This is a genomic window from Ruegeria sp. AI2 (assembly GCF_056541275.1).
Window position 1 is genome coordinate 60,923 of the sequence record NZ_JBQFYB010000007.1, and the last position, 26,256, is coordinate 87,178.

General features: G+C 59.1%; 24 protein-coding genes. 18 read left to right on the forward strand and 6 right to left on the reverse strand.

Features of this window, described 5'->3' with window-relative positions; genetic code table 11:
• Positions 1-46 precede the first annotated feature (46 nt).
• Positions 47-1,411 (forward strand): magnesium transporter, encoded by a 1,365-nt coding sequence (mgtE, locus tag ACR0LL_RS13485; RefSeq protein WP_480587541.1) that lies wholly within the window; start codon positions 47-49, stop codon positions 1,409-1,411.
• A gap of 8 nt (positions 1,412-1,419) precedes the next feature.
• Positions 1,420-1,920 (forward strand): CBS domain-containing protein, encoded by a 501-nt coding sequence (locus ACR0LL_RS13490; protein ID WP_480587544.1) that lies wholly within the window; start codon positions 1,420-1,422, stop codon positions 1,918-1,920.
• Here ACR0LL_RS13490 and ACR0LL_RS13495 read toward each other — a convergent pair.
• Entirely contained in the window at positions 1,909-2,277 is a 369-nt protein-coding gene (locus ACR0LL_RS13495) for a Cif family virulence factor (RefSeq protein ID WP_480587547.1), read from the reverse strand. The genes ACR0LL_RS13490 and ACR0LL_RS13495 overlap by 12 nt on opposite strands.
• Positions 2,278-2,480: 203 nt before the next feature.
• Between ACR0LL_RS13495 and arfB the strand changes: the two genes are divergently transcribed.
• The 6 genes from arfB (at position 2,481) to smpB (ending at position 6,611) form a co-directional block, all read left to right on the forward strand.
• Entirely contained in the window at positions 2,481-2,900 is a 420-nt protein-coding gene (arfB, locus tag ACR0LL_RS13500) for an alternative ribosome rescue aminoacyl-tRNA hydrolase ArfB (RefSeq protein ID WP_480587748.1), read from the forward strand.
• A gap of 60 nt (positions 2,901-2,960) precedes the next feature.
• Entirely contained in the window at positions 2,961-3,707 is a 747-nt protein-coding gene (locus tag ACR0LL_RS13505) for an SDR family oxidoreductase (protein ID WP_480587550.1), read from the forward strand.
• Positions 3,708-3,789: 82 nt separating this feature from the next.
• Positions 3,790-4,806, forward strand: coding sequence for a P1 family peptidase (locus ACR0LL_RS13510; protein ID WP_480587553.1), 1,017 nt, complete (start codon positions 3,790-3,792; stop codon positions 4,804-4,806).
• 113 nt (positions 4,807-4,919) lie between these two features.
• The gene (locus tag ACR0LL_RS13515) at positions 4,920-5,333 is read left to right on the forward strand and encodes a c-type cytochrome (RefSeq protein ID WP_480587556.1); all 414 of its coding nucleotides are present in this window, start codon (positions 4,920-4,922) and stop codon (positions 5,331-5,333) included.
• Between the two features lie 200 nt (positions 5,334-5,533).
• Positions 5,534-6,076 carry an isopentenyl-diphosphate Delta-isomerase gene (idi, locus tag ACR0LL_RS13520; protein WP_209505166.1) on the forward strand — a complete coding sequence of 181 codons (543 nt, stop codon included), beginning with the start codon at positions 5,534-5,536 and terminating at the stop codon, positions 6,074-6,076.
• Positions 6,077-6,134: 58 nt separating this feature from the next.
• Positions 6,135-6,611: an SsrA-binding protein SmpB gene (gene smpB, locus ACR0LL_RS13525; protein ID WP_209505165.1), complete on the forward strand. Its 477-nt coding sequence runs from the start codon at positions 6,135-6,137 to the stop codon at positions 6,609-6,611.
• Here the strand turns inward: smpB and glpK are convergent.
• From glpK to panB, 3 genes are all read right to left on the reverse strand, one after another.
• Positions 6,608-8,086: a glycerol kinase GlpK gene (glpK, locus tag ACR0LL_RS13530; protein WP_480587559.1), complete on the reverse strand. Its 1,479-nt coding sequence runs from the start codon at positions 8,084-8,086 to the stop codon at positions 6,608-6,610. The genes smpB and glpK overlap by 4 nt on opposite strands.
• Before the next feature lie 68 nt (positions 8,087-8,154).
• Complete coding sequence (gene panC, locus ACR0LL_RS13535; protein WP_480587562.1) at positions 8,155-9,006, reverse strand: pantoate--beta-alanine ligase; 852 nt, start codon at positions 9,004-9,006, stop codon at positions 8,155-8,157.
• The gene (gene panB, locus ACR0LL_RS13540; protein ID WP_480487855.1) at positions 9,003-9,842 is read right to left on the reverse strand and encodes a 3-methyl-2-oxobutanoate hydroxymethyltransferase; all 840 of its coding nucleotides are present in this window, start codon (positions 9,840-9,842) and stop codon (positions 9,003-9,005) included. Before panB ends, panC begins: the two co-directional genes overlap by 4 nt.
• A gap of 168 nt (positions 9,843-10,010) precedes the next feature.
• Between panB and ACR0LL_RS13545 the strand changes: the two genes are divergently transcribed.
• The 6 genes from ACR0LL_RS13545 (at position 10,011) to ACR0LL_RS13570 (ending at position 17,920) form a co-directional block, all read left to right on the forward strand.
• The gene (locus ACR0LL_RS13545) at positions 10,011-11,498 is read left to right on the forward strand and encodes an ABC transporter substrate-binding protein (protein WP_480587564.1); all 1,488 of its coding nucleotides are present in this window, start codon (positions 10,011-10,013) and stop codon (positions 11,496-11,498) included.
• A 167-nt stretch (positions 11,499-11,665) separates the two neighbouring features.
• Positions 11,666-12,625 carry a ligand-gated ion channel gene (locus ACR0LL_RS13550; protein WP_480587567.1) on the forward strand — a complete coding sequence of 320 codons (960 nt, stop codon included), beginning with the start codon at positions 11,666-11,668 and terminating at the stop codon, positions 12,623-12,625.
• A 248-nt stretch (positions 12,626-12,873) separates the two neighbouring features.
• Entirely contained in the window at positions 12,874-14,124 is a 1,251-nt protein-coding gene (locus tag ACR0LL_RS13555) for a sarcosine oxidase subunit beta family protein (RefSeq protein ID WP_480474535.1), read from the forward strand.
• A 13-nt stretch (positions 14,125-14,137) separates the two neighbouring features.
• Positions 14,138-14,425 (forward strand): sarcosine oxidase subunit delta, encoded by a 288-nt coding sequence (locus ACR0LL_RS13560; protein ID WP_267366303.1) that lies wholly within the window; start codon positions 14,138-14,140, stop codon positions 14,423-14,425.
• Entirely contained in the window at positions 14,422-17,367 is a 2,946-nt protein-coding gene (locus tag ACR0LL_RS13565; RefSeq protein WP_480587569.1) for a sarcosine oxidase subunit alpha family protein, read from the forward strand. The genes ACR0LL_RS13560 and ACR0LL_RS13565 overlap by 4 nt, the downstream gene beginning before the upstream one ends.
• Positions 17,360-17,920, forward strand: a complete 561-nt coding sequence (locus tag ACR0LL_RS13570) for a sarcosine oxidase subunit gamma (protein WP_480587571.1) — start codon at positions 17,360-17,362, stop codon at positions 17,918-17,920. Before ACR0LL_RS13565 ends, ACR0LL_RS13570 begins: the two co-directional genes overlap by 8 nt.
• A gap of 8 nt (positions 17,921-17,928) precedes the next feature.
• Here ACR0LL_RS13570 and ACR0LL_RS13575 read toward each other — a convergent pair whose 3' ends face one another.
• Positions 17,929-18,933: a GlxA family transcriptional regulator gene (locus ACR0LL_RS13575; protein WP_480482737.1), complete on the reverse strand. Its 1,005-nt coding sequence runs from the start codon at positions 18,931-18,933 to the stop codon at positions 17,929-17,931.
• Between the two features lie 263 nt (positions 18,934-19,196).
• Between ACR0LL_RS13575 and ACR0LL_RS13580 the strand changes: the two genes are divergently transcribed.
• The 4 genes from ACR0LL_RS13580 to ACR0LL_RS13595 are packed head-to-tail and all read left to right on the forward strand — an operon-like array spanning position 19,197 to position 24,035.
• Positions 19,197-20,144, forward strand: a complete 948-nt coding sequence (locus ACR0LL_RS13580) for an ABC transporter permease (RefSeq protein WP_480587573.1) — start codon at positions 19,197-19,199, stop codon at positions 20,142-20,144.
• A complete protein-coding gene (locus ACR0LL_RS13585; protein WP_480487846.1) occupies positions 20,141-20,956 on the forward strand; it encodes an ABC transporter permease in 816 nt (271 codons plus the stop codon). Before ACR0LL_RS13580 ends, ACR0LL_RS13585 begins: the two co-directional genes overlap by 4 nt.
• Complete coding sequence (locus ACR0LL_RS13590; protein WP_480587576.1) at positions 20,953-22,587, forward strand: ABC transporter ATP-binding protein; 1,635 nt, start codon at positions 20,953-20,955, stop codon at positions 22,585-22,587. Before ACR0LL_RS13585 ends, ACR0LL_RS13590 begins: the two co-directional genes overlap by 4 nt.
• Positions 22,584-24,035, forward strand: coding sequence for an aldehyde dehydrogenase family protein (locus tag ACR0LL_RS13595; RefSeq protein ID WP_480587578.1), 1,452 nt, complete (start codon positions 22,584-22,586; stop codon positions 24,033-24,035). Before ACR0LL_RS13590 ends, ACR0LL_RS13595 begins: the two co-directional genes overlap by 4 nt.
• A 281-nt stretch (positions 24,036-24,316) precedes the next feature.
• On the opposite strand, the gene dxs is transcribed toward ACR0LL_RS13595, so the two are convergent.
• Positions 24,317-26,245: a 1-deoxy-D-xylulose-5-phosphate synthase gene (dxs, locus tag ACR0LL_RS13600; protein ID WP_480587581.1), complete on the reverse strand. Its 1,929-nt coding sequence runs from the start codon at positions 26,243-26,245 to the stop codon at positions 24,317-24,319.
• Positions 26,246-26,256 lie beyond the last annotated feature (11 nt).

Genomic DNA, 26,256 nt, shown 5'->3' on the forward strand with positions numbered 1-26,256 from the left:
GCTATATCGGCGTAAGTTGCGAATCTATACCCCCACAGGTCGGCGGATGAGCGATAAGGACTCCTTACCAAAGGAAACAGGGACGCAGCTTCAGCTGGCGTTGGAAAATCGCGACGGGGCGGCGCTGGCAGACCTGCTTGATCCGCTTTCGTTAAGCGATGCACTGCGGGAATTGCTCAACCTGCCCGTTGACCAGCGAAGCGCCGCGCTCTCGTTGCTGCCACCGGAACGTGCGGCCGAACTGGTCGAAGAAGCGCCAAACGCGCTGGCGGTCGATCTTGTCGAACGCTTGGTATCCGAACAGGCCGCCGAGATCATCCTTGAGCTGGATTCCGACATTCAGGCGGATGTGATCGGTGAACTAGAAGACGCCGATGCAGAAGCGATCCTTGCCCGGATGGACCCGGAAGATGCGGCGGATGTCCGGCGGCTGGTTGAATATGACGACGATGTCGCCGGTGGTCTGATGGTGGCCGAAGCCTTTACCTTTTCCGATGGCGATACAGTCGGAAAGGTTCTGCGGCGTTTCGCTCATGAAGAATACGATCTGGAACGTTACCGTGGCCAGCACCCCTACGTTTTGAATTCCGATGGCGTGCCTGTCGGGGTGCTGTCCTTACGCAGCCTGCTGTCCACACGGCGAAGCATCAAACTCACCGATATCATGGTGCCCCCTATCACGGTTCCGGCCAGCATGCCGCTGGAAGAACTGGAGGACCTTTTCGATGAGCACCCTTTTCTTGGGTTGCCGGTTGTCGAAACGGGCGGGAACCTTGTGGGTGTCGTTTCCCGCTCTGCCGTGGATGAGGCCCTGCTAGCGCGCGCGGAATCGGCAAGCCTGAAACGTCAGGGTGTCTTTGGGGACGAACTGCGATCGATGCCCTTGCCGCTCAGGGCGCGGCGGCGGCTTCAATGGCTGTCGGCCAACATCGTGCTCAACGTGATCGCGGCCAGCGTGATTGCCGCCTATGAACAAACCCTTGCTGCCGTGATCGCTCTGGCTGTATTCCTGCCGATGGTCTCGGATATGAGCGGTTGTTCCGGCAATCAGGCCGTTGCTGTCAGCATGCGCGAGTTGTCGCTTGGTTTGGTTCGGCCCATTGATGCTATGCGGGTCTGGTTAAAAGAGGTCTCGGTCGGCATCATCAACGGCTGTGTCCTTGGCCTGCTAATCGGACTCGTTGCCTGGATGTGGAAAGGAAACCCGTTTCTGGGTTTGGTGATTGGCGGCGCGCTGGGCCTGAACACGATCATCGCGGTATCGATCGGTGGCGTTCTGCCTTTGCTGTTAAAGCGCATCGGTCAGGACCCGGCGGTCGCCAGTGGCCCTTTGCTGACAACGATCACTGACATGGCGGGATTTTTTCTGGTCCTGAGCCTTGCAACGGCGATGATGCCGCTCCTGAATTAGTGTTTTTCATGCGCCCTGATCAACACAAGGGTCGGGCGCTCAACCACGAGGAAGACATGACGATCTCAAGCATTGTCAAAACGCAGAACCTGAAAAAGCCGCCATTTTGCGACACTGACGCTACGGTGTTCGATGCGGCCGTCACCATTGCGTTGCTGGACGTGAATGCGCTGGCAGTTCTCAGCGATGGGAAGCTGGTCGGGATTATCACGGATCATGACGTGCTGCTGTGCCTGGCGGATTCCGGCTCGGCTTTTTACAAGCAGACTGTGGGTGACTGGATGACGGAAAAACCCGTCACCTGCGCGCTGGGTTCGAAGCTGTCCAATGGCCTTAATCTGATGGCCAAACACAAGATCCGAAATCTTGTCGTAACTCAGAATGGGAAAGCAATTGCCGTCGTGAGCAGTAAAGAAATCCTGGCACGGGTGCATGAGGAAGACGAGCTGGAGCTGAAGGTGTTGCGGGATATCGCCCGCGGTGCTGCTCAGGGCCAGTCAATCGCCTGACACCTCGGTTCCATGTCTGCTCGCTCTCCACTCAGGGCCGCTATGGAAGGTCACTGTTGGAAATGGAAATGCTGACTTTCCAGGTGCCGTCCGTCTGGCGTTCAGGACGTTCAAAAACTTCCCTTTTTCCGGCGGATCAGAGTCAGCAATTGCAAAGGATCCGACCTGATAGGCGGTATCGCCATCGACACCGAAATCGATCAACTCATTTGTATGTGTTCCGCCGATGTTTTCCTTCATTCTTTCCTTATAGGCTTCGATGAACGCTTCGCGCCCGCGCAGCAGGGCTCTCCGGGCGCCAACAACATGACGTCTTCGGTAAAGAACGCAGCTGACGCGAACAAACGTCCCGGCCACCGCCAGGATTCTGAATTGCGCGACCTGCCAAAGCAGGCTTGATCGCACATATGCACTGCGTTAGGCACCGAGGATGAGGAGACTTGCTGAAATGCTGTGCCGCAATGGCTTACGCCCGCCCGCATATTGCTGGTATCCGACGGCACGGGTCGGGATCGCCACTCTTCCTTTTCATTCGCCCAAGTCACCAAGCTGACACTGCCATGCTGCACATCACCGATGATATCGCGCTGCAAGATTGGGAAATGACCGAAAGCTTTGTACGGTCGTCCGGTCCCGGAGGGCAGAATGTCAACAAGGTGTCGACCGCAGTCGAGCTGCGCTTCGAAGCCGCACGCTCGCCGTCCTTGCCCGATCCGGTCAAGGCCCGGCTAAAGCGATTGGCCGGGCGACGCTGGACCAAAGACGGCGCAATCATCATTCAATGTGAGGAAACACGCTCGCAGGCCCGCAACCGTGAAATCGCGCGCGCTAGGCTGGCAGAACTGATCATCCGCGCGCTGCTCAAACCCAAACGGCGGATTGCAACGAAACCGACCTATGGCTCGGTCAAGCGTCGGCTCGCCGCGAAAAAGGCGCGTGGCGACGTCAAGGCGCTGCGGGGCAAGGTGTCTGAAGATTGATCTGGCATCTTGCCGGGGCGTTGATAGTCTGGCCCGCAAAGGCTGCAAAAGGGCAACGTCATGAGGCTGGAGGGAAAAACCGCAATCGTCACCGGCGGCGCATCCGGGTTCGGTGCGGGGATTGTGAGGAAATTCCTGACCGAAGGCGCACGCGTCATGATCGCGGATATCAATGGTGACGCAGCCGCTGAGATGGCGGCGCAACTTGGGGCCGGGGCGTTGGGGCATCAGGTCAACGTCGGCGACGGGGCTTCGGTTCAAAAGATGGCGGACACGGCACTTGCCGCCTTTGGGGCGCTCGATATTCTGGTAAACAACGCAGGTGTCACCCACTTGCCAACCCCTCTGGAAAACGTCACCGAGGATGATTTCGACCGGGTCTTCAACGTGAACATGAAGTCCGTCTATCTGACCGCCCGGGCATTTGTTCCGCATATGAAGGCGCGCGGCGCGGGCGCAATTCTGAACGTGGCCTCGACAGCGGGCCTGTCACCGCGCCCGAATCTGAACTGGTACAACGCGTCCAAAGGTTGGATGATCACAGCAACCAAAACCATGGCGGTCGAATTGGCCCCAACCGGCATTCGCGTGAACGCGATCTGCCCAGTGGCGGGCGAAACACCGCTGTTGAAATCTTTCATGGGCGAGGACACGCCCGAGATTCGCGCCAAATTTCTGGCGACCATCCCACTGGGACGGTTTTCAACACCCGAAGACATGGCCAACGCCGCCTGTTTCCTGTGCTCGGACGAGGCCAGCATGATCACCGGCACCGCGCTCGAGGTCGATGGCGGCCGATGTATCTGATCCGCTCTTCATCTGGCCAAAAATATCCCCGCCGTAGGCAGCGCGCGCCCGCGCGCTTCCCGGCACCAATCCCGAGTTCAAGATGATCCCTGGACCAAGAAACCTGATTACCGATGTCTCCTGCCTGAAGGTTGGAAACGCCCAGGACGATGCGCTGAAGTCCGGGACCACGGTTCTTACGGCAGATAAACCGTTTGTTGCGTCGGTTCATATCATGGGCGGGGCACCGGGTACACGCGAATCCGATCTGCTTGCGCCTGATAAAACCGTCACAAAGGTGGACGCGCTGGTTCTGTCCGGCGGATCGGCCTTTGGACTCGACGCCTGCTCGGGTGTTTCAGATGCGATGCGGGTCGAGGGGCGCGGATTTCCCGTCGGGTCCGCTAAGGTTCCGATCATTCCCGGTGCGATCCTGTTTGATCTGCTCAATGGCGGTGCGAAGGATTGGGTGGAAAACCCCTATCGTGCGCTGGGGCGGGCTGCTTATCTGGGCGCTTCAAAAGAATTTGATTTGGGGTCCGTCGGGGCAGGCACCGGGGCGTTGGCCGCAATGCAGAAGGGCGGGCTTGGCTCTGCCTCGTCCATTCTGCCTGATGGGGTCACGGTCGGGGCCCTCGTTGCGGCGAACCCGCTGGGCAGTGTCACAACACCGGGTGACCGGCATTTTTGGGCGGCACCCTTTGAACAAGGTGCAGAATTTGGCGGGCTGGGCCCCGATATGTCGCCGGATCAAAGCCGGATCCGCCCCAGCCGCAAAGCGATGGCCATGAGGCCAGCGCAACCCGAACAGACAAACACGACCATCGCAATCGTTGCCACCGATGCCGCATTGACCAAACCCCAATGCCAAAGATTGGCCGTTGCCGCCCACGACGGAATTGCCCGGGCGATCCTTCCCGCACACACACCCGGCGACGGTGATCTGGTTTTTGGCATCAGTACCGGCGCCCGCCCCATCGCATCCGAAGCCGATCTTGCTCTGATCGGGCACGCGGCTTCGCTGTGCCTGTCCCGGGCCATCGCGCGGGCGGTTTATCTGGCGACCCCGGCGGAAGGAGACCTGTTGCCCTGCTGGACCGCTGTACATGACTTAAGTTAAGGACACACCATGTGTCGCAGTGGCACTGTAGATGCGCGCGGCAATCCGCGCGTTGACACTTTTATGCGCCGGGGGTCCATTCGGTGCAGCCAATTTGTATCGGAGCACAAGCTATGAATCGTATCCTTGCTATTGCAATCGCTGGCCTGCTGGCGCTGCCCGCCCATGCCGAAGGCGATGCCGAAGCCGGTGAGAAAGCTTTCAACAAATGCAAGTCCTGCCACATGATCGCCGACCCGGCCGGAGAAGTCATCGTCAAAGGCGGAAAAACCGGCCCCAACCTCTTTGGTGTCGCCGGCCGCACTGCCGGAACCTACGAAGACTTCAAATATGGCGACAGCATCGTCGCAGCCGGTGAGAAGGGTTTGGTCTGGGATGAGGCCTCCTTTGCGGAATACACGCAGGACCCTAAGGGCTTCCTGAAATCGTATCTGGACGACACCGCTGCCAAGTCGAAAATGACCTTCAAGTTGAAAAGCGGCGGTGAAGACGTCTACGCCTATATCGTCAGTGTATCAGGCGAATAAACGCTAGCATTGTGCACCCACGCACAAGGACCAAAGGCCGCAGCCCCTGCGGCCTTTGGTGCGATTGATACCAGTGTAGAACAGCGCCACTTTGGTATCTGACGGCAAACCGCAGAGTGTGCCGCAACGCCAAGCCGACCCGGCAACAGCTAAACCCAACATCAGCGCCCGTCAGGCGGATTGGCAACAGGAGAGGACAGATGGGCATTATGATCCCGGCTTGGGTCAATGGTGAATTGACTCCGGTAGACAAACTTGAAGCTCACGAAAAGGGCCTCAAGCACAAGGCCGTGTCGGTGTTTGTCGTTAGGGGCACCGAGATTTTGTTGCAGCGTCGGGCGCTGGGCAAGTACCACACGCCCGGCCTGTGGGCGAACACTTGCTGTACACACCCCGACTGGGACGAAAGCTCGTCAACCTGCGCCGTGCGCCGTTTGAATGAAGAACTGGGGATCACAGGTCTTTATCCTGAATACCGTCACCGTTTGGAATACCACGCCGATGTTGGGAACGGCATGGTGGAAAACGAAGTGGTCGACGTTTTTCTGGCCCATGTGCGCGGACCGCTGAAAATCGCGCCTGACCCGGACGAAGTCATGGATATCCGCTGGATCGACTACCATGACCTGTTGGCCGAAGTGGCCCGCCACCCGGATCGGTTTACACCGTGGCTCAAGATCTACCTGCACAACCATGCGGACACGATTTTCGGCCCGGACCTGATCATTTCAGCTAAATCCTGAGGCACACCGAAAATCCCTGCCTTGCAAGGGCGGCCCAAGCCGCCTAAATCAACGCGTCATGGCCAAGCAGAAGACAGACCCGAATTACAAGGTAATCGCCGAAAACCGGCGCGCCCGCTTCGATTACGCAATCGAAGAGGACATTGAATGTGGCATCATCCTGCAGGGGTCCGAGGTCAAATCACTGCGCGCGGGTGGCTCGAACATCGCCGAAAGCTATGCCACGGTCGATGACGGAGAACTGTGGCTGGTCAACAGCTATATCGCGCCGTATGAGCAGGCCAAGATGTTCAAGCACGAAGAACGTCGCCGCCGGAAACTGCTTGTATCCCGCAAGCAGATGTCGAACCTGTGGAACGCGACGCAGCGCAAGGGCATGACGCTGGTGCCGCTGGTTCTGTATTTCAACCACAGAGGACTGGCCAAGATCAAAATCGGCATCGCCAAGGGTAAAAAAACCCACGACAAGCGCGAAACCCAGGCCAAGCGCGACTGGTCACGGCAAAAGCAGCGCTTGTTGAAAGATCACAGCTAGAACGCCATCGCCGCCTGAACCGCCCGTTGCCAGCGATCATAGGCCGCGTCGCGTTCGGCTTGCTCTTGCGTTGGTTCGAACCGGCGGTCCAGCGCCCATGTTTCGGCAAAACCGGCCTGATCCGGGTAAATCCCGGCTTTCATACCTGCCAGCCATGCGGCGCCAAGGGCGGTCGTTTCCTGCATAACCGGGCGATCCACCGGGGCACCCAGACAATCTGAAAGACCCTGCATGGTCCAGTCAGATGCACTCATCCCGCCGTCGACGCGCAGGATGACATCCGCCTCTGCCCCCCAGTCGCCCTGCATGGCGTGCCACAGGTCGCGGGTCTGAAAGGCGATGCTTTCCAGCGTGGCGCGGGCAATCTCGGCCCGGCCGGAATTGCGTGTCAGCCCGAACATTGCACCGCGGCAATCCGGCTTCCAGTAAGGCGCTCCGAGGCCCGTGAACGCCGGCACCAGAATCACATGCTGGTTCGGGTCGGCCTGCGCAGCCAGATCGCCGCTTTGCGGGGCCGAATCGATGATCTGCAACGCGTCGCGCAGCCATTGCACGGCGGCCCCGGCGATAAAGATCGCCCCTTCCAGCGCATAGGTGCGCTGACCGTCCAATTGGTAAGCGATTGTTGTCAGCAGGCGGTTTTTCGACTCAACTGGCTGCGCACCCGTGTTCAGCAGCGCGAAACAGCCCGTGCCATAGGTTGATTTCATCATACCGGGCTGGAAACAGGCCTGACCGATGGTGGCTGCCTGCTGATCGCCTGCCACACCCAGAATGGGGATGTTCCCGCCAAGCAAGGTGGTTGCGCCGAAATCCGAGGCGCAATCCTGCACATTCGGCAACATATGAACGGGCACATCCAGCAACTCGCAAATCTCAGCGCTCCAGGCGCCTTTGTGAATGTCGAACAGCAGGGTGCGGGCGGCGTTGGTGGCGTCAGTGGCATGGACACGACCTTCGGTCAGACGCCAGATCAGGAAACTGTCGATGGTGCCGAACAGCAACTCTCCGGCCTCTGCCCGCGCGCGTGCGCCTGAAACGGTGTCCAGCAGCCATTTGACCTTGGTGCCCGAGAAATAAGGGTCCAGCAGCAGACCGGTCTGGGCGGTGACGTCATCTTCACATCCGGCTTGCTTGTAGCGGGCGCAGATTTCGGCGGTACGGCGGTCCTGCCAGACAATCGCGTTATGGATGGCCTTGCCGGTCTGCTTGTCCCAGACCACGGTCGTTTCACGCTGGTTGGTGATACCAATGCCCGTGATCTGGTCAGCCGAAACACCGGCGCTTTCCATCACCTCGCGGCACACATGCAGGACGCTGGACCAGATATCCTCGGGGTCGTGTTCAACCCAACCTTCTTGCGGGAAATGCTGGGGGAACTCCTGCTGAGCGGTGCCAACACGGTTCATCTGCCCGTCGAACAGGATCGCGCGCGAGGACGTGGTGCCCTGATCAATTGCCAGAATAAAGGTCATGTCCGCTCTCCCCGGTGTCATTTTGCGCGACTTTAGCGCAAACAACAGCGCCGGGGCCAGAGCAGAAATCAGACCGGATCGACGGGAATATTGTCGATCAGGCGGACGCCATCGGCCCAGGCCGTAACGAACAAGCGCGCGGGTTTGCTGGCATTGGGCAGGCTTTCCAGCGTCTCGGCGCAGCGCAGATCGATATATTCCACTTCGGTAAAACCGGCGTCCAGCAATGTGGTTTTTGCGTCTTGCGCCAGCGCCGCGAAATCCTTGCCCGCGGCAAGTTTTTCCGCCACTCGCCGCATGATCTCGTTCATGCGGGACGCGACCTTTACGCCCCCGGGCGACAAAAGCAGATTGCGCGACGACATTGCCAGCCCCGAAGGCTCGCGCACGGTTGGGCAGCCGACAACCTCGATGGGAATGTCCAGATCGCGGGCCATGCGGCGCACCACCAGCAGCTGCTGATAGTCTTTTTCCCCGAAATAGGCTCGATCCGCCTGCGTTTGCAGGAACAGTTTGGCCACTACAGTTGCTACGCCTTCGAAATGGCCGGGGCGAAACGGGCCTTCCATCATGTCGGTCAAACCGGTCACGGATACCGTGGTGGAAAAGCCGTCGGGATAGATTTCCTGAGGGTCGGGCACATAGATCGCATCCACGCCATAGGGGGCCAGCTTTTGCGCGTCTTCTTGTTCCGTGCGGGGATAGTTCGCCAGGTCTTCGGGGTTGTTGAACTGCTTGGGGTTCACAAAGATCGTCACGATCACCCGGTCACAGTTCTCCTCGGCGGCCTGCGCCAGCGACAAATGCCCTTCGTGCAATGCGCCCATGGTCGGAACAACGCCGATAACGTCACCTGCGCGGTGCCATTCTGTCGTCTTGGTCCGCAGTTCCGCCAGCGAGCGCAGGATCGGCGCGGTCACGTCTTTGGTCCTTTCGCCGGAGCCTGATCAGCAAACACATGTTCGTCCGCCGGAAATGTTCGCGCACGCACTTCGGCCGCGTAATCTGCGATGGCGGCTTCGGCCAACGGGCCAAGCTCGGCATAGCGTTTGACGAATTTGGGTTTGAAGGCGGTGAAAAAGCCAACCATGTCATCGACGACCAGAATCTGCCCGTCACAACCGGCGGACGCTCCGATTCCGATGGTGGGGATGGCAACCTGTTCGGTGATCCTGTCGGCCAGGCCTTGCGGCACTTTCTCAAGCACCACGGAAAACGCACCGGCCTCGGCCACGGCGCGGGCATCTGCCATGACGGTTTCGGCCTGTTCGTCGCGCCCCTGCACCTTGTAGCCGCCCAGCGTGTTGATCGATTGCGGGGTCAGACCGATATGCGCCATCACCGGGATTCCGCGCTTGACCAGAAAGCGGATGGTTTCGGCCATCTCGGCACCGCCTTCCAGCTTGACTGCCCCCGCACCGGTTTCCGCCATCAGCCGCGCCGCGTTGCGAAACGCTTGTGCCGGGCTTTCCTCATAGCTGCCAAACGGCATGTCGATGACCATCATCGCCGTGCTCAACCCGCGTGCGACGGCCTGACCGTGCAGGATCATCATCTCCATCGTGACACCAAGGGTGGATTCCAGCCCGTGCAAAACCATCCCGACGCTGTCCCCCACAAGAACAAAGTCACAATGCGTGTCCATCAGGCGCGCCATAGGCGTTGTGTATGCGGTCAGTGAGACCAGAGGCACGCCGCCTTTTCGGGCGCGAATATCTTCGGCGTTCGGGGCCTTTTTGCGGGCGGTGGCGCTCATGGTTGGCTCCTGCAGGGCTTATGTTGCAGTGCGGCATAGCAGATCGGCCGGGGCCAAAGAAACCCCGGTTGCGCGAACATTCCCTTGATTGACCTCAGGTTTAAAGGAACACTGCCGATAAAACGGCCCGAAAAACATGGGCGCAGATTTTCAGTTGGGAGAGTTCACATGACAAAACACGTGCTTCGAACATTCGCGTCGACCGTGGCGATCGGCGCCAGCCTGTTGGCGACGCAGGTTTTGGCCAAATCCGACATCACCATCGCCATGCAGCTGGAACCCCCGCATCTGGATCCGACCAGCGCAGCAGCTCAGGCCATCGATTCGGTTGTCTACACCAACATCTTCGAAGGTCTGACCCGTTTCATGGGCGACGGCTCGGTCGTGCCCGGCCTTGCGGAAAGCTGGGAGATTTCCGAAGACGGCAAAACTTATACCTTCAAACTGCGCGACGGCGTGACCTTCCATGACGGCACGACCATGGATGCCGAGGATGTCAAATTCAGCCTTGACCGGGCCACGGCCGAGGACAGCGCCAACGCGCAGAAAGCTCTGTTTGCAGGGATCGAAAGCGTCGAGGCCGTGGATCCACTGACGGTCAGGATCACCCTGGCCGATCCGAACGGCAACTTCCTGTTCAACCTTGCCTGGGGTGACGCGGTGATCGTCGCGCCTGAAAGCATCGAGAACATCAAGACAAACCCGGTTGGCACCGGCGCTTTTACCTTTGGCGACTGGGTTCAGGGCGACAGCATAACACTGAACCGCAACCCCAATTATTGGGGCGACCAACCGGCGTTAGAGACTGCGACGTTCAAATTCATCTCGGACCCGACCGCCGCATTTGCGGCCATGATGGCCGAAGATGTGGACGTGTTCGACAACTTCCCGGCACCGGAGAACCTGCCTCAGTTCGAGGCTGACCTGCGCTTTCAGGTTCTGGTTGGATCGACCGAGGGTGAAACGATCCTGTCCACCAACAACAAACAGCCGCCATTCGATGACATTCGTGTCCGGCAGGCGTTGGCCCATGCGATTGACCGACAGGCCATCATCGACGGCGCCATGTTCGGATACGGCACCCCAATCGGTACGCATTTTGCGCCACACAACCCCGCTTATGTCGATCTGACGGGCCAGTCCGCGTATGATCCCGAAAAGGCCAAGGCCTTGCTGGCAGAGGCCGGGTTTGAAAACGGGTTCGAGACAACTCTGCACTTGCCACCGCCATCTTATGCGCGCCGGGGCGGTGAAATCATCGCCGCACAGCTGGCCGAGGTCGGCATCACGGCCGAGATCATCAACGTCGAATGGGCCCAGTGGCTGGAATCGGTGTTCAAGGGCAAGGAATTTGGTCTGACCATCGTCAGCCATACCGAACCGATGGATATCGGCATCTATGCGCGGCCCGACTATTACTTCCAGTATGACAGCATCGACTTTCAGACGCTGATGGAGACGCTGAACACCACCACCGACCCCGAGGAACGGACCCGTCTTCTGAGTGAGGCGCAGCGCCTCATCTCGAACGATTATGTCAACGGGTACCTGTTCCAGCTGGCCAAGCTGGGCGTCGCCAAGGCCGGTGTTCAGGGCCTGTGGGAGAACGCACCAACTGCGGCAATCGACCTGACCGCCATTTCCTGGTCTGAATGACATCAGTTGACTGGGCCTGCTTTTCAGGCCCAGTCTCACAATCGCGAAATGCGTTTCTAACGATCATGAAAAGCTTGTTTGCAGGTTTCGTTCTTTTGCTTTTCGCGTCTGTCCTTCCAGGCGCTGTTTTTGCGCAGGGTTTGTTCCAAGGGCAGCAGGATACGCTGGTGGGAACCCCGGACAACCCACTGCAGGTCGGGGTTGGTATCAAGATCGACCAGATTACCGGCGTCGATCAGCAATCCGAAAACTATGGTGCCGTGGTTGTACTGCGGTTCGAATGGACAGACCCGGAACTGGCGTTTGATGCAGCAAGCCTTGGTCGTGATTTTCGGGTTTTTGAACCGCCCGCTTTCGTGCAATACGCCGCGGAGCTGGATGTGGTAACCCCGGCTTTTGTTATCCACAACCAACAGTCCAATCGATGGATTCATGAATCCGCAGTTGCCGTGCGTCATGACGGTCACGTGACTTTTGTCGAAAAATCCTCGCTGACCTTGCAGGCTCCGCATTTCAACTTTCGCAAATACCCGTTCGATACGCAGGAATTTCACTTTGAGGTCGTATCGGTGTTTCCTTCGCAATTCGTTCACTATCACGCGCTTGATGAATACTCCGGCCTGGGTGACATGCTGGGCGAAGAGGAATGGATACTTGGCAATGCCAGGGCTCTGACGTCAACGACGACCGGTTTGTCAGGAAACGAAAGCGACCGGGTCGAACTTGTCTTCGAAGGCACCCGGCACCTGACATATTACACCATCCGCATATTCCTGCCGATGCTAGTGCTGATCACGGTAGGATGGGCGCTTTTCTTTCTGGATGAATACCGAAAACGGATCGAGATCGCAGGCGGCAACCTGTTGGTCTTTGTGGCCTTCAACTGGGCCATTTCCGCTGACTTGCCCAAGCTTGGCTATCTGACGTTTCTGGATTTCATTCTGCAATGCATGTTCCTGATGACAGGAACGATTATCGTCTTCAGCGTGATGTTGCGTAAACTGAAAGTTTCCGGTCGGGAAGAGACGGCCAGAAAGCTCGACAATTACGCGATCAAATGGATTTACCCGTTGGGATATGCCGCCATCATCGGCTATGCCGTCGTTGTCTTTCTGATGACGTCTTAGGCGCTGAACCCCACAACTATGTGGTTCTGAAATCGCGTGTATAGCTTTGGCTACCGGCTGTTCTGACCCTTGTCGGCGCAGCAGGACGGCGTGGCGGACACCGCGCGCTGAAAGCAACAGTAAAAAAAATCGCAAGATTAAGCATGCACCGCTGATTGTCGTGGTGTCTGATTCAACACAACAGATGTCGGATTCTAGAGTATCCAAATTCGGTTTTTTCGCGGATTCTGAAAAAAAAGGTCCGATTCATGCGATACTCTGGTTTCAAAGTCATCAAAGAGGCTCTTACCGGGCACAAAGGGTGGACACCGGCCTGGCGCGAGCCGGAGCCCAAGCCACATTACGACATTGTGATCATCGGCGGTGGCGGTCATGGCCTTTCAACGGCGCATTACCTGTCAAAGGTATTTGGCCTCCGCAATGTGGCGGTGATTGAAAAAGGCTGGATCGGTGGCGGCAATGTCGGGCGCAATACAACCATTATCCGCTCGAATTATTTGCTGGACGGCAACGAACCTTTCTACGAGTTCTCGCTGAAACTGTGGGAAGGTCTTGAGCAGGACGTAAACTATAACGCGATGGTCAGCCAGCGCGGGATCATCAACCTGATCCACACAGACGCCCAGCGCGACGCCTTTACGCGACGTGGCAACGCCATGATCCTGAACGGCGCGGATGCCGAGCTGCTGGATGCCGAACAGGTGCGCAAGGAATACCCGTTCCTGAACTTCAACGATGCCCGGTTCCCGATCAAGGGCGGGCTGGCCCAGCGGCGTGGTGGCACGGTTCGGCACGACGCGGTGGCCTGGGGATATGCCCGTTCAGCAGACAGCCACGGTGTCGATATCATCCAAAACTGCGAAGTGACCGGTTTCCGGATCGAAAACGGAAAATGTCTGGGGGTTGAGACGTCGAAAGGGTTCATTGGCGCAGGCAAGGTTGGCTGTGCCGTGGCCGGAAATTCGGGGCGTGTCATGGGCATGGCGGGTATGCGGTTGCCAATCGAAAGCCATGTCCTGCAAGCCTTCGTGTCAGAAGGTCTGAAGCCGGTTCTGCCCGGGGTGATCACTTTTGGCGCGGGGCATTTCTATGTCAGCCAGTCCGACAAGGGCGGGCTGGTCTTTGGTGGCGATATCGACGGGTACAATTCGTACGCACAACGCGGCAACCTGCCCGTGGTCGAAGATGTCTGCGAGGGCGGCATGGCCCTGATGCCGATGATCGGTCGCGCGCGCCTGCTGCGGATGTGGGGCGGGATCATGGATATGTCCATGGATGGATCGCCCATCATCGACCGGACCGGCATCGATGGCCTCTATTTCAACGGCGGCTGGTGTTACGGCGGGTTCAAGGCAACTCCGGCGTCGGGGTATTGTTTTGCGCATCTGCTGGCAAAGGATGAACCGCACCCGACAGCCACCGCCTACCGGTTCGACCGGTTCCGCACCGGCCGTATGATCGACGAAAAAGGTATGGGCAATCAGCCCAACCTGCACTGAGGGGAGCAGCACCATGATCATCCATCATCCCTTGCTGGGCCCGCGTGACAGTTCCGAATTCGTCTATCTGGGAGACGCTTCGCTGATCAACAGGCCCGATTGGCAGGCCGAAGACGCGGCCGAAGCGTTTTTTGACTACGCCTATCTGCGCGACAATCCAGCTGGCGAACACCGCGAGTTGTGGTTCCACGAGGGGGGCGACCGATCCTGGCTGGTCGTGACCCGCAATACCGCGACACATGAGATTTCCAAAGTGGAACTGGCCCGTGACGTGGCCCGGGCACAGGGGCGCTCCAAATGACTCAAGACAACAGGCTGAGCGGCGGTCAGATCGACCGCACCAAAACCCTGAACTTCAAATTCGACAACCGCAGTTACACTGCGCATCCGGGCGATACGCTGGCCTCGGCCCTTCTGGCCAATGGCGTGCGCCTGATGGGCCGGTCGTTCAAATACCATCGCCCGCGTGGCGTGCTGACTGCCGGTTCGGAAGAACCCAATGCCCTTGTCGAGCTGCGCACCGGCAATCGTCAGGAACCCAACACCCGAGCCACGACCGTTGAGATGTTCGAGGGGCTTGAAGCCCATTCCCAAAACCGCTGGCCCAGCCTGAAATTCGATGCTCTGGCAATCAACGACAGATTCTCGACCTTTCTGACGGCGGGGTTCTACTACAAAACCTTCATGTGGCCTGCCGCGTTCTGGGAAAAGCTGTACGAGCCGATGATCCGCCGCGCGGCCGGTCTTGGGTCATTGTCGATGCAGGAAGATCCCGATGAGTATGACAAGGGGTTCCGGCATTGCGATCTGCTGATTATCGGCGCGGGTCCAGCCGGATTGATGGCGGCACTGACGGCGGGCCGGGCCGGTTCCGAGGTCATTCTTGCGGATGAGGATTTCGCACTTGGTGGGCGGCTCAACAGTGAAACCTTTTCGCTGAACGATGACGATGCGACCGATTGGGTTAAGCAGAGTGTCGCTGAACTGTCAGCAATGCCCAACGTCCGCCTGATGCCGCGCACGACCGTGATCGGTGCCTTTGATCACGGCATTTACGGTGCGGTTGAGCGGACGGGCGATCATCTTGCTTCTCTGCCTTCCGGTAAACCGCGCCAGATACTCTGGCGCATCTACGCCAAACGCGCCCTATTGTGCGCTGGCGCGACCGAGCGGCCCATCGCGTTTGAAAACAACGACAGACCCGGCATCATGCTGGCAAGTGCGTTGCGCACCTATGCCAATCGGTTTGCAACCACGGCGGCGCAACGTGTCGCCATCTTTACGAACAACGATGACGGCCACCGCACCGCTGCGGACTTGCACGCAAAAGGCGTCAGGATTACTGCCGTCGTCGACGTCCGTGACGACGCCCCGACCAGCCATGACTATGAAGTTCTGCGCGGCGCGCAGGTCAGGGACACCAAAGGCCGACTGGGGCTGACCTTTGTCGAGGTTGAGCTGGCAGACGGGTCGTCGCGCACGCTGGACTGCGGGGCGCTTGGCGTTTCGGGTGGCTGGAACCCCAACGTGCATCTGACCTGCCACCAACGGGGGCGTCCCGCCTGGAACGACGATCTGGCGGCTTTCGTGCCCGGCGCGGACTTGCCGCCTAAGCTGTCCGTCGCAGGGGCGGCGAATGGTGTGATGTCCACCCATGGCGCCCTGCAATCCGGGGCAGAAGGTGCGGCGCAGGCGCTGGGCCTGAAAGGCCCGCTGCCCGATCTGCCTAAGGCCGAGGATACCCCGATCTCGCAGACACCGTTCTGGTATGTTCAGGGTTGCAGCCGCGCGTGGCTGGATCAGCAGAACGACGTGACCGTCAAGGATGTGAAGCTCAGCCATCAGGAAGGGTTCCGTTCGGTCGAGCACTTGAAACGCTATACCACCTTGGGCATGGCCACCGATCAGGGCAAGACATCGAACATGGGCGGGCTTGCGATCATGGCCGAACTTGCAGGTAAGTCCATTCCGGAAACCGGCACAACGATCTTCCGCCCGCCCTATACGCCCGTTCCGATTGCAACCTTTGCTGGCCGGATGAAAGGCAAAGAGTTTCATCCAACTCGCCTGACCCCGTCACATTACTGGGCCAAGGAACGCGGCGCGGTGTTTGTCGAGGTCGGCAATTGGCTGCGCGCACAGTGGTTCCCGTTGCCCGGTGAAACCCATTGGCGCGAGTCCGTTGACCGTGAGGTGCGCCAGACCCGTGCCTCGGTCGGGGTGTGCGACTGCACCACGCTTGGAAAGATTGATGTTCAGGGTGCGGATGCGGCGGATTTCCTGAACAGGGTCTATTGCAACGGATTTGCTAAACTGGCCGTCGGCAAAACCCGCTATGGGCTGATGTTGCGCGAAGACGGAATTGCGATGGATGACGGTACCGCCGCGCGTCTGGCCGAGGATCATTTCGTGGTCACCACCACAACCGCGAATGCGGTCAAGGTCTACCAGCATATGGAATTTGTCCGGCAATGCCTGTTCCCGGACATGGATGTACAGCTGATCTCGACCACCGAAGCCTGGGCACAATACGCGGTAGCCGGGCCCAATTCGCGCAAACTTCTGCAAAAGATCGTGGATCCCGAGTTCGACATCTCGAACGAAGGCTTCCCGTTCATGGCTTGCGGCAACATCACCGTATGCGGCGGGTTGCGCGCGCGGTTGTTCCGTATTTCCTTCTCGGGCGAATTGGCCTTTGAAATCGCGGTGCCATCGCGTTACGGCGACGCGCTGATGCGGCGTTTGATGCAGGAAGGTGAAGAGTTCGATGTCATACCCTACGGCACCGAAGCGCTGGGCGTCATGCGGATCGAAAAGGGTCACGCCGCAGGCAACGAGTTGAACGGAACCACCACCGCCCTGAACCTTGGAATGGGTCGGATGGTATCCAAGAAAAAAGACAGCATCGGCTCAATCCTGTCCGAGCGTGAAGGGCTGAACGAACCAGATGCTTTGATGATGGTTGGAATCAAGCCTGTGAACCCTGACGACAAGGTAACCGCCGGAGGGCATCTGATGAATGCCACGGGTCCCGTGGATGCTGCCAATGATCAGGGCTATGTCACATCGGCGGCATTTTCGCCGTCGCTGGACAGCCATATCGGCCTTGGCTTTTTGAAAAACGGCGGCACACGTCAGGGTGAAAAGATGCGCCTTGTGTCGCCAGTGACCGATCTGACGGTCGAGGTTGAAATCGTCTCGGCCCATTTCGTCGACCCTGAGGGAGAACGGCTCCGTGCATGATCTTGTAGCAATAACCGCGCTGGGTGGAACCGAACCCAAGATCGACAGGGTCGGAAGCGTGACCTGTACCGAAACCCCGGGTGTGGCGCTGACCTCGGTCGCCGCTCGGCAGGGTCGGGAAGACAAGACCCGGAGCGCCGTATCCCAAGTGATCGGGGTGGAAACGCCTGGCGTTGGTAAGTTTACCGGCGGGCCGATCGTTGCCTTCTGGACCGGGCCTGATCAATGGATGATAGAAGCGCCCTTTGAGACACATGAAGATCTGGCGCATCTGGTGAAAGAACGCACTGGGGACAACGCATCGGTTTCCGAACAGACAGACGCATGGGTCAGGTTTGATCTGGACGGAGAAGGCGTGTTGGCAGTGCTGGAATTGCTAAGCGGTCTGGATTGCCGAAAGATGGCGGCCGGTGCCGCATCCCGCACATCTATCCATCACCTGGGGTGTTTCGTCCTGTGCCGTGCTTCTGGTTCGTTCAGTATTTACGGGCCAAGATCGTCTGCCGGGTCACTGCATCATGCGATTGTGGCCGCAATGAATTCGGCGCTTTGAGGGCAAGATCAGCTTGAGGGCAGCGGAGCGTTATCCTCGACCCGAAACCGGTTGATCCGTCGCCGGTCCTCGCTGGGGCTCAAACCAAAGGCAGATCGGTAGTGCGTCACCAACGGCGTGACCGAACTGTATCCGATGGCCGCGGCAATGTCGGCAATAGGGTCTTTGGTATAGACAACCATCTGACGGGCCGCCTTCATCCGCATGGAGCGGAAATAATGGCTGGGGCTTTGCCCTGTGGCCTGTTTGAAGGCGCGCTCGATCTGGCGGGGGGTGACGCCCGTTTGATCCGCTATGTCCGCGATCGAGATCGGATTGCCGATACGGCTTGCGAACAGGTCGACACATCGGGCCACAAGCGGCGGCAGCTTTTCACCCGTGGCAGGTTTGCTTGCACTGGGCACCTGTTGCTGAACACCTTCCCCTCGCATCATCGGATGCTGGAACCAGCAGGCCACCTCATGCGCGACTTCGCCGCCCAACCGGTCCTGAATCAGATGCAGGGCCAGATCAAACGCGGCGGCCGCGCCGGCCGCAGTATACCGCGTGGCATCCGACACGATCACTTCGCGCCGTGCATCGATCTGTGGAAACTCGGCCAGAAACGCGGCTTCGTAACACCAGTGCACCGATACCGGATGGCCGGTCATGACCCCCGAGCGCACGAGCGGGAAAACGCCGCCGCTGATACCGCCCAGAATTGTCCCGTGTCGTGACAAAGCCCTCAACGCACCATTCCCCTGGGCCGGGTTTCTGAAGCCCGAGGTCGGACTGCTGAGCAGGAACAGAATATCAATCGGTTTACAGTCTGCGAGGTTGCGTTCAGCCTCAAAACGCACATGAGCGCTGGAGCTGACCTTTCCCCCGTTTTCCGCCACAAGAGACCAGCGAAATGCCTCTTGCCCGGCGATCTCATTTGCAGCGCGCAGCGGTTCGATGACCGAGGTCAGGCAAGCCATCGGAAAGCCATCGAACAGCAGAAACCCGATCTCAATTCTATTTTCTGTCAGCATGAGCGCTACACTATCAGTAAATCCTGGTTCGGCCCGGATTGCTCCTTGGCCGCTCTGGCCTGCGGAAACGGTTCGAACAAGTGTAGCAAAACACGGAACGTGCGAAATCGAAAAAACGCGCAACAAACATGGTGAAAATCGGGGTCAGGTCCTGCATGCGGATTAACAGGCGGAAAGGGACAAAGGTTGCGCAGCGCCATTTGCCGGTCTGCCGGTGCCGTAGATGCTGGACCCGTGACGGCTGAGACCCTAACGTGGCCTCAATGCTTCGCTATACCCTTAAACGACTGATCTCATTGCTTGTCAGCCTTGCCGTCGCCTCGGTGGTTATCTTCGCCGTGATCGAGGTCGCGCCGGGGGATCCGGCATCGTTCATGCTGGGTGTCAACGCGCAGGAGGATACGTTGGCCGCGCTGCGGGCTGAATTGGGTCTGGATGGATCCAGGGTGCAGCGGTATTTCAACTGGGTCGGAGGGATGGTGGCCGGAGATTTCGGCACCTCGTACACCTATCGTACACCGGTGTCGCAGATGATTGCGGACCGGCTGTGGGTATCGTTGCCCTTGGCTTTGTATGCGCTCACGCTGTCCACGCTGATCGCCTTTCCCGCCGGGATCTATGCCGCCGCGCGCCGGGGCAAGCCCGGGGATCTGGCGGTGATGGGGGCGACACAGCTTGGTATCGCTGTGCCCAATTTCTGGTTCGCGATGATGCTGGTGCTGATCTTCGCCATTAACCTGCGCTGGTTCAATGCCGGTGGGTTTGTTGGCTGGAGTGAGGGCCTTTGGGCGGGGTTGCGTTCGCTGACTTTGCCCGCCGTTGCGTTGGCCCTTCCTCAGGCCGCGATCCTGGCCCGCGTCATGCGATCGGCGCTGCTGGATATTCTGGGCGAGGATTTCATGCGCACCGCGCGGGCCAAGGGATTGTCGCGTCGTCAGGCTCTGTGGCGGCACGGGGTGCGGAACGCGCTGATCCCCGTGCTGACAATCATCGGCTTGCAGTTTTCCTTCCTGCTGGCCGGGTCGATCATCATCGAACAGGTGTTCTACCTGCCGGGCCTCGGGCGGTTGGTGTTTCAGGCCATTTCGGCCCGCGATCTGATCGTGGTTGAATCGGTGGTGATGCTGCTGGTCTTTGCGGTGATCACCGTGAATTTTCTGGTGGATCTGGCCTATGCAGCCGTTGACCCAAGGCTAAGGAGCCGGTCATGAGCCGCAACCTGATCCTTGGCGCCGCGCTGTCGTCGCTGGTGGTGCTGGCGGCGCTGATCTCGTTTGTCTGGACACCCTACGACTATGCTGCGCTGGATATCCCCAACAAACTTCAGACGCCCGATGCACAACACTGGTTTGGAACGGATCACTTCGGCCGCGACATGTTCTCGATGATCATGGTCGGTGCACGCACTTCGATTGCGGTGGCTCTGGTGGCCGTGGGGATTGGCATGGCGCTGGGCGTACCCCTTGGCCTGACAGCCGCCGCACGCAAAGGGTCGTGGCTGGATGAGGTGATCATGCGTGGAAACGATCTGGTCTTTGCCTTTCCCTCGCTGGTCATCGCCATCCTGATCACGGCTGTGTTCGGTGCCGGTGCCATCAACGCGATCATTGCGATCGGTATTTTCAACATCCCCGTCTTTGCCCGCATCACCCGAGGGGCCGCATTGTCGCTGTGGGAGCGCGAGTTCATCCTTGCCGCCCGTGTGTCGGGTAAAGGTGCCGCACGGATATCAGCCGAACACATCCTGCCCAATGTCGCCAACTTGCTGATCGTTCAGGGCACCATCCAATTTTCGCTGGGCATACTGGCCGAGGCGGGCCTGTCTTATGTCGGTCTGGGCGCGCAACCTCCGACGCCCAGTTGGGGCCGGATGCTGGCGGACGCCCAGACAATGGTCAGTTTTGCCCCGCATTTGGCTCTGATTCCGGGCTTGGCGATTATTGTCACGGTATTGGGTTTGAACCTGCTGGGTGATGGTCTGCGCGACTGGCTGGACCCAAGGATCAGGGTGGCGCGGGCATGACGTTGCTGCAAGTCGACAACCTGTCCCTGTCGATCCACGGGGTGCCGATCCTGAAGCGGGTCAACTTGTCCATCGACCCGGGCCAGATCGTGGCGGTGACAGGTGAAAGCGGCTCGGGCAAATCCATGACAGCACTGGCTGTGATGCAGCTTCTGCCAAACGGGGCAACGGCAGACGGCGTAATCCGGTTGGACGGCAAAGACCTGCTGGCCCAATCCGAGGCCGAGATGTGCGCCTTGCGCGGCGCGTCCATCGGGATGGTATTTCAGGAACCGATGACGGCGCTCAACCCGGTGAAAACCATCGGCGATCAGGTGATGGAGACCATCCTGATCCACAAGGCGATGCCTCCTGCTCAGGCCCGGACCCGCGCGGCAGAGGTTTTGACCCGGGTTGGCCTGCCACCCGACAGGTTTCCTCTGTCGCGCTATCCGCATGAGCTGTCGGGCGGGCAGCGTCAGCGTGTGGTCATCGCAATGGCCATCGCATTGCGGCCCAGGCTTTTGATCGCGGATGAGCCGACCACGGCGCTGGATGTCACCACGCAGGCGCAGATCCTTGATCTGCTGAAAGGACTGGTTCGCGAATATGATATGGGCCTGCTGATGATCACCCATGATCTGGCTGTGGTCTCGGACATGGCCGATCAGATTGTCGTCATGCGTCACGGCGAGGTCGTCGAAAGTGGCGCGACGCGAAACCTGTTTCGAGATATGCAGCACCCCTATACCCGTATGTTGTTCGAAGCTTCGGGTCATCAGGTCACCCTGCCTGAACCTACACAGCAACGCCCGCTTCTGGAGGTTTCGCAGGTCGTCCGGGATTACCGCCTTCCCCGCAAAGGTCTGCTGGATGCGCCGCGCCACCACCGCGCGGTGGATGGTGTCAGCTTTACCCTCAACCGAGGGGAGCGTTTAGGGCTGGTGGGCGAGTCAGGTTGCGGAAAATCGACCCTAACACGGGCTATTTTAGGGTTGGAAGAGATCCAATCCGGTCAGATTATGCTGGATGGTCAGCCGGTTTTCACCGGCCACAGGCCCAACCTTGCGGTACGTCGCAAGATGCAGGTCGTGTTTCAGGACCCCTATGGCAGCTTCAATCCCCGCCACCGTGTCGCGCGCCTGATTACTGAACCTTTTCACCTGTTGGGAACGCCACCAAAGGGGTCCGAACGCCAGGACCGGATTGCAGAGATGCTGACGGCAGTGGGCCTTGGCCCTGATGATGCGGGCAAATACATTCACGAGTTTTCGGGCGGGCAACGCCAGCGGATCGCTATTGCCCGCGCTCTGATCATTCGGCCGGAACTGATCCTGTTCGATGAGGCGGTCTCAGCCCTCGATGTATCGGTGCGCGCCCAAATCCTAGATCTGCTTGCTGAACTCTGCGAGGCATATGATCTGACTTACCTGTTCATCAGCCACGACCTGAGTGTGGTGCGCACCATCACCGATCATGTTCTGGTGATGCAATCCGGACGAATTGTCGAACAAGGCAAGACCGAACAGGTATTCTCGGACCCGCAGCATCCCTACACGCAAACCCTGATCGCCGCCGCGCCCCAATTGCCTGAAATCGGGAAGTTATCGGCGCAAAACCATTTGTTAGAGCCTGAACGGAGGCCAAAATGACCCAACCACTCTGGTTTGATCCCACCCTGTGCCTGATTGGTGGAAACTGGATACCTGCGACATCAGGCGACTCATTGGCTTTGACCAACCCGTCAGACGGGACCGAGATATGCAGGATAGCTCGCGGCTCGGGTGTGGATATTGACGCGGCGGTCGCCGCCGCCAGATCTGCGCTAAAGGGCGATTGGGGGCGCAAGACGGCCTTGGAGCGCGGCCGCATCCTGACCCGGCTGGGCCAGCTGGTGCTGGAACGGGTGGACGATCTGGCGCGGCTTGAGGCGATGGATGTCGGCAAGCCCCTGACGCAGGCCCGCGCCGATGCCATCGCGCTGGCGCGCTATTGTGAATTCTACGGCGGTGCAGCGGATAAGGTGATGGGTGAGACTATTCCCTATCTCGATGGCTACACCGTCTATACCCTGCGCGAACCTCATGGGGTGACGGGCCACATCGTGCCCTGGAACTATCCGATGCAGATCATTGGGCGCTCGGTCGGGGCCGCGCTGGCCATGGGCAATGCCTGCGTTCTGAAACCGGCAGAGGAGGCCTGCCTGACCGCGCTGGCCTTTGCCCATCTCGCGCAGCAAGCGGGTCTGCCAGCAGGTGCGCTGAATGTTGTGCCCGGTCTGGGGGCCGAGGCCGGTGCCGCATTATCCGGGCATCCGGGGGTCAACCATATCTCGTTCACTGGTTCGGTGGCTACTGGTGCATTGGTTCAGCAGGCTGCAGGGCGAAACGTTGTGCCGGTGACGCTGGAATTGGGCGGAAAATCCCCGCAACTGGTGTTTGACGATGCCGATCTGGATGCCGCCCTGCCGTTTCTGGTGAATGCGGGCATTCAGAACGCGGGGCAGACCTGCTCGGCCTCCTCCCGCATTCTATTACAGCGCGGTGTCTATGATCAGGTCAAATCCCGCATGGCCGAGGCCTATGAACAGCTCAGCGTTGGACCCGCGATGCAGGATCTTCGTGTGGGACCGCTGATCTCGGACCGGCAAAAGCAGATCGTAAACAGCTTTCTGAACAAAGGCGCCGATCTGATTATTGCGGCGGAAGGGACGATCGCAAAGGATGCGCCGGAAACCGGGGCTTATGTCCGGCCCACCTTGTTTGCGGACGTGCCACCGGATCACCCGCTTGCCCGCGATGAAATCTTCGGTCCCGTTCAGGTTCTGATCCCGTTCGACACCGAAGAACAGGCTCTAACTATAGCAAATTGCACTGATTACGGTCTTGTCGCCAGCGTCTGGACACGTGACGGTGCGCGGCAGATGCGGTTGGCAAAAGGGCTGCACGCGGGTCAGGTCTTCCTCAACAACTATGGGGCAGGCGGCGGCGTTGAACTGCCTTTTGGAGGCGTGGGCAAATCCGGCCATGGCCGCGAGAAAGGCTTTGAGGCGCTTTATGGCTTTTCGCAACTCAAGACAGTGGCTGCCTATCACGGGTAACAGCGCCCCGGTCTGTCAGATCAACGTTTCTTTCGCGCATATGCGCCCCAGAACAATCTCCTTGATCTCTTTAAGGGAATGGGCAACGGACAATCCAAAGGGCGGTTGGTATCAGTGATTTGTCGTCTCAAGTCACTTTTGAAGCAAAGACCGTTCGGGTCAGGACCCGAAAATCGCAATGAAGGACCCGGGTGGCGCTTGGCATTCCCGCTCTGTTCTGGATTGCTGGCCTCCTGCTTGTAAAAGCGTCGAAACCAAAAGCGGGCGTCTCAACGCCGCTATTACGCGCGCTTTTCACCGATCGAGGTTACGCCCAGAACATCCAGCACCCTGGCTTCGATCTGCTCGGCATTCATACCCGCAACGGCATACATGTCTGCGGGGCTGGCCTGATCGATGAAGATGTCAGGCAAGACCATCGAGCGGTATTTCAAGCCCCGATCAAAAACACCCTCATCCGCCAGAAGCTGTGCCACATGGCTGCCAAACCCGCCAACAGCGCCTTCTTCGATGGTGATCAACGCCTCATGATCCGCAGCCAGGTCCAGGATCAGGTCCCGATCTAGCGGCTTGGCAAAGCGGGCGTCTGCGATTGTTGGGCTAATGCCTTTGGCGGTCAGAGACTCGGCTGCTTTCTGAACTTCAGCCAGCCGCGTGCCAAAAGACAAAAGTGCGACGCGCGCGCCTTTCCGGATCATGCGGCCTTTGCCGATCTCCAGTACCTCACCGCGTTCGGGCAGGTCCACTCCAACACCTTCACCACGTGGATAGCGGAAGGCAATCGGCCCCTCATCATGCGCGACAGCGGTTGCCACCATGTGCATTAATTCCGCCTCATCCGCGGCGGCCATGACGACCATGCCCGGCAGATTGGCCAAATAGGCAATATCGAACGACCCGGCATGGGTGGCACCGTCAGCCCCCACCAAACCCGCGCGGTCAATGGCAAACCGAACGGGCAAGCGCTGGATTGCGACGTCATGCACAACTTGGTCGTACCCCCGCTGCAGAAAGGTCGAATACATGGCGCAGAAAGGCTTCATTCCGCCTGCCGCCAGCGCAGCCGAGAAGGTCACGCCGTGCTGCTCGGCAATCGCCACATCGAAACAGCGCGACGGGTACCGTTCGGCAAACAGGCCCAACCCGGTACCATCTGGCATCGCGGCAGTCACCGCAACGATCTTGTCATCGCGCGCGGCGGCATCCACCAGAGCCCTGCCAAAGACAGACGTGTAAGAAGGGGCGTTTGAAGGGGCCTTTTTCTGCTCGCCCGTAACCACATCGAATTTGGCTGTCGCGTGGCCTTTGTCGCGGGCCTGTTCGGCTGGTGCGTACCCTTTGCCCTTCTTGGTCAAAACGTGGATCAGGATCGGCCCGGTTGCCCGCGCCTTGACGGTGCGCAGAACCGGCAGCAGCTGATCCAGGTCATGCCCATCAATAGGCCCGAGATAGGAAAACCCGAGCTCTTCGAACAGGGTCCCGCCCACGGCCATACCTTTCAGCATTTCCTTGGCGCGCTTGGCCCCTTCGCGGAACGGTTCTGGCAAAAGTGAAACAGCGCCCTTTGCGGCGGCTTTCAGATCGTGGAATGGGGCCTCGGCGTAGATTCGGGACAGATAGCTGGACAGGGCACCAACAGGGGGGGCGATGCTCATCTCATTGTCATTCAGAATGACGATCAGGCGTTTCTTCAGGTGACCTGCGTTATTCATCGCCTCAAAGGCCATGCCTGCGGACATCGATCCATCACCGATCACGGCAATCGCGTCACCCAACCCTTCAGGGGTTACACCGCCCAGATCACGCGCCACGGCAAAACCCAGTGCAGCACTGATCGAGGTGCTGGAATGCGCGGCGCCAAACGGGTCATAGGGGCTTTCGCTGCGCTTGGTGAAACCGCTCAGGCCATCTTTCATGCGCAGCGTGCGAATGCGGTCGCGCCGTTCGGTCAGGATTTTGTGCGGATAGCACTGATGGCCCACATCCCAGATGATCTTGTCGCGCGGCGTGTCGAAAACAGCGTGCAGCGCGGTTGTCAGTTCCACAACACCCAGACCCGCGCCCAGATGCCCGCCGGTCACAGAAACCGCCGAAATCGTCTCGGCCCGCAATTCCTGCGCAACCTGATGCAGCTGCGCGTCCGAGAACCGCTTGAGATCAGCGGGGCGGTTCACAAGGTCCAGCAGGGGCGTTTTGGGGCGGTCAGACATTTGGCGCGTTC

What these genes read in the sequence shown, in the direction of transcription:
- mgtE (WP_480587541.1), top strand. Translation starts at nt 47, where the DNA reads ATGAGCGATAAGGACTCCTTACCAAAGGAAACAGGGACGCAGCTTCAG.
- ACR0LL_RS13490 (WP_480587544.1), top strand. Translation starts at nt 1,420, where the DNA reads ATGCGCCCTGATCAACACAAGGGTCGGGCGCTCAACCACGAGGAAGAC.
- arfB (WP_480587748.1), top strand. Translation starts at nt 2,481, where the DNA reads ATGCTGCACATCACCGATGATATCGCGCTGCAAGATTGGGAAATGACC.
- ACR0LL_RS13505 (WP_480587550.1), top strand. Translation starts at nt 2,961, where the DNA reads ATGAGGCTGGAGGGAAAAACCGCAATCGTCACCGGCGGCGCATCCGGG.
- ACR0LL_RS13510 (WP_480587553.1), top strand. Translation starts at nt 3,790, where the DNA reads ATGATCCCTGGACCAAGAAACCTGATTACCGATGTCTCCTGCCTGAAG.
- ACR0LL_RS13515 (WP_480587556.1), top strand. Translation starts at nt 4,920, where the DNA reads ATGAATCGTATCCTTGCTATTGCAATCGCTGGCCTGCTGGCGCTGCCC.
- idi (WP_209505166.1), top strand. Translation starts at nt 5,534, where the DNA reads ATGGGCATTATGATCCCGGCTTGGGTCAATGGTGAATTGACTCCGGTA.
- smpB (WP_209505165.1), top strand. Translation starts at nt 6,135, where the DNA reads ATGGCCAAGCAGAAGACAGACCCGAATTACAAGGTAATCGCCGAAAAC.
- glpK (WP_480587559.1), bottom strand. Translation starts at nt 8,086, where the DNA reads ATGACCTTTATTCTGGCAATTGATCAGGGCACCACGTCCTCGCGCGCG.
- panB (WP_480487855.1), bottom strand. Translation starts at nt 9,842, where the DNA reads ATGAGCGCCACCGCCCGCAAAAAGGCCCCGAACGCCGAAGATATTCGC.
- ACR0LL_RS13545 (WP_480587564.1), top strand. Translation starts at nt 10,011, where the DNA reads ATGACAAAACACGTGCTTCGAACATTCGCGTCGACCGTGGCGATCGGC.
- ACR0LL_RS13555 (WP_480474535.1), top strand. Translation starts at nt 12,874, where the DNA reads ATGCGATACTCTGGTTTCAAAGTCATCAAAGAGGCTCTTACCGGGCAC.
- ACR0LL_RS13560 (WP_267366303.1), top strand. Translation starts at nt 14,138, where the DNA reads ATGATCATCCATCATCCCTTGCTGGGCCCGCGTGACAGTTCCGAATTC.
- ACR0LL_RS13565 (WP_480587569.1), top strand. Translation starts at nt 14,422, where the DNA reads ATGACTCAAGACAACAGGCTGAGCGGCGGTCAGATCGACCGCACCAAA.
- ACR0LL_RS13575 (WP_480482737.1), bottom strand. Translation starts at nt 18,933, where the DNA reads ATGCTGACAGAAAATAGAATTGAGATCGGGTTTCTGCTGTTCGATGGC.
- ACR0LL_RS13580 (WP_480587573.1), top strand. Translation starts at nt 19,197, where the DNA reads ATGCTTCGCTATACCCTTAAACGACTGATCTCATTGCTTGTCAGCCTT.
- ACR0LL_RS13585 (WP_480487846.1), top strand. Translation starts at nt 20,141, where the DNA reads ATGAGCCGCAACCTGATCCTTGGCGCCGCGCTGTCGTCGCTGGTGGTG.
- ACR0LL_RS13590 (WP_480587576.1), top strand. Translation starts at nt 20,953, where the DNA reads ATGACGTTGCTGCAAGTCGACAACCTGTCCCTGTCGATCCACGGGGTG.
- ACR0LL_RS13595 (WP_480587578.1), top strand. Translation starts at nt 22,584, where the DNA reads ATGACCCAACCACTCTGGTTTGATCCCACCCTGTGCCTGATTGGTGGA.
- dxs (WP_480587581.1), bottom strand. Translation starts at nt 26,245, where the DNA reads ATGTCTGACCGCCCCAAAACGCCCCTGCTGGACCTTGTGAACCGCCCC.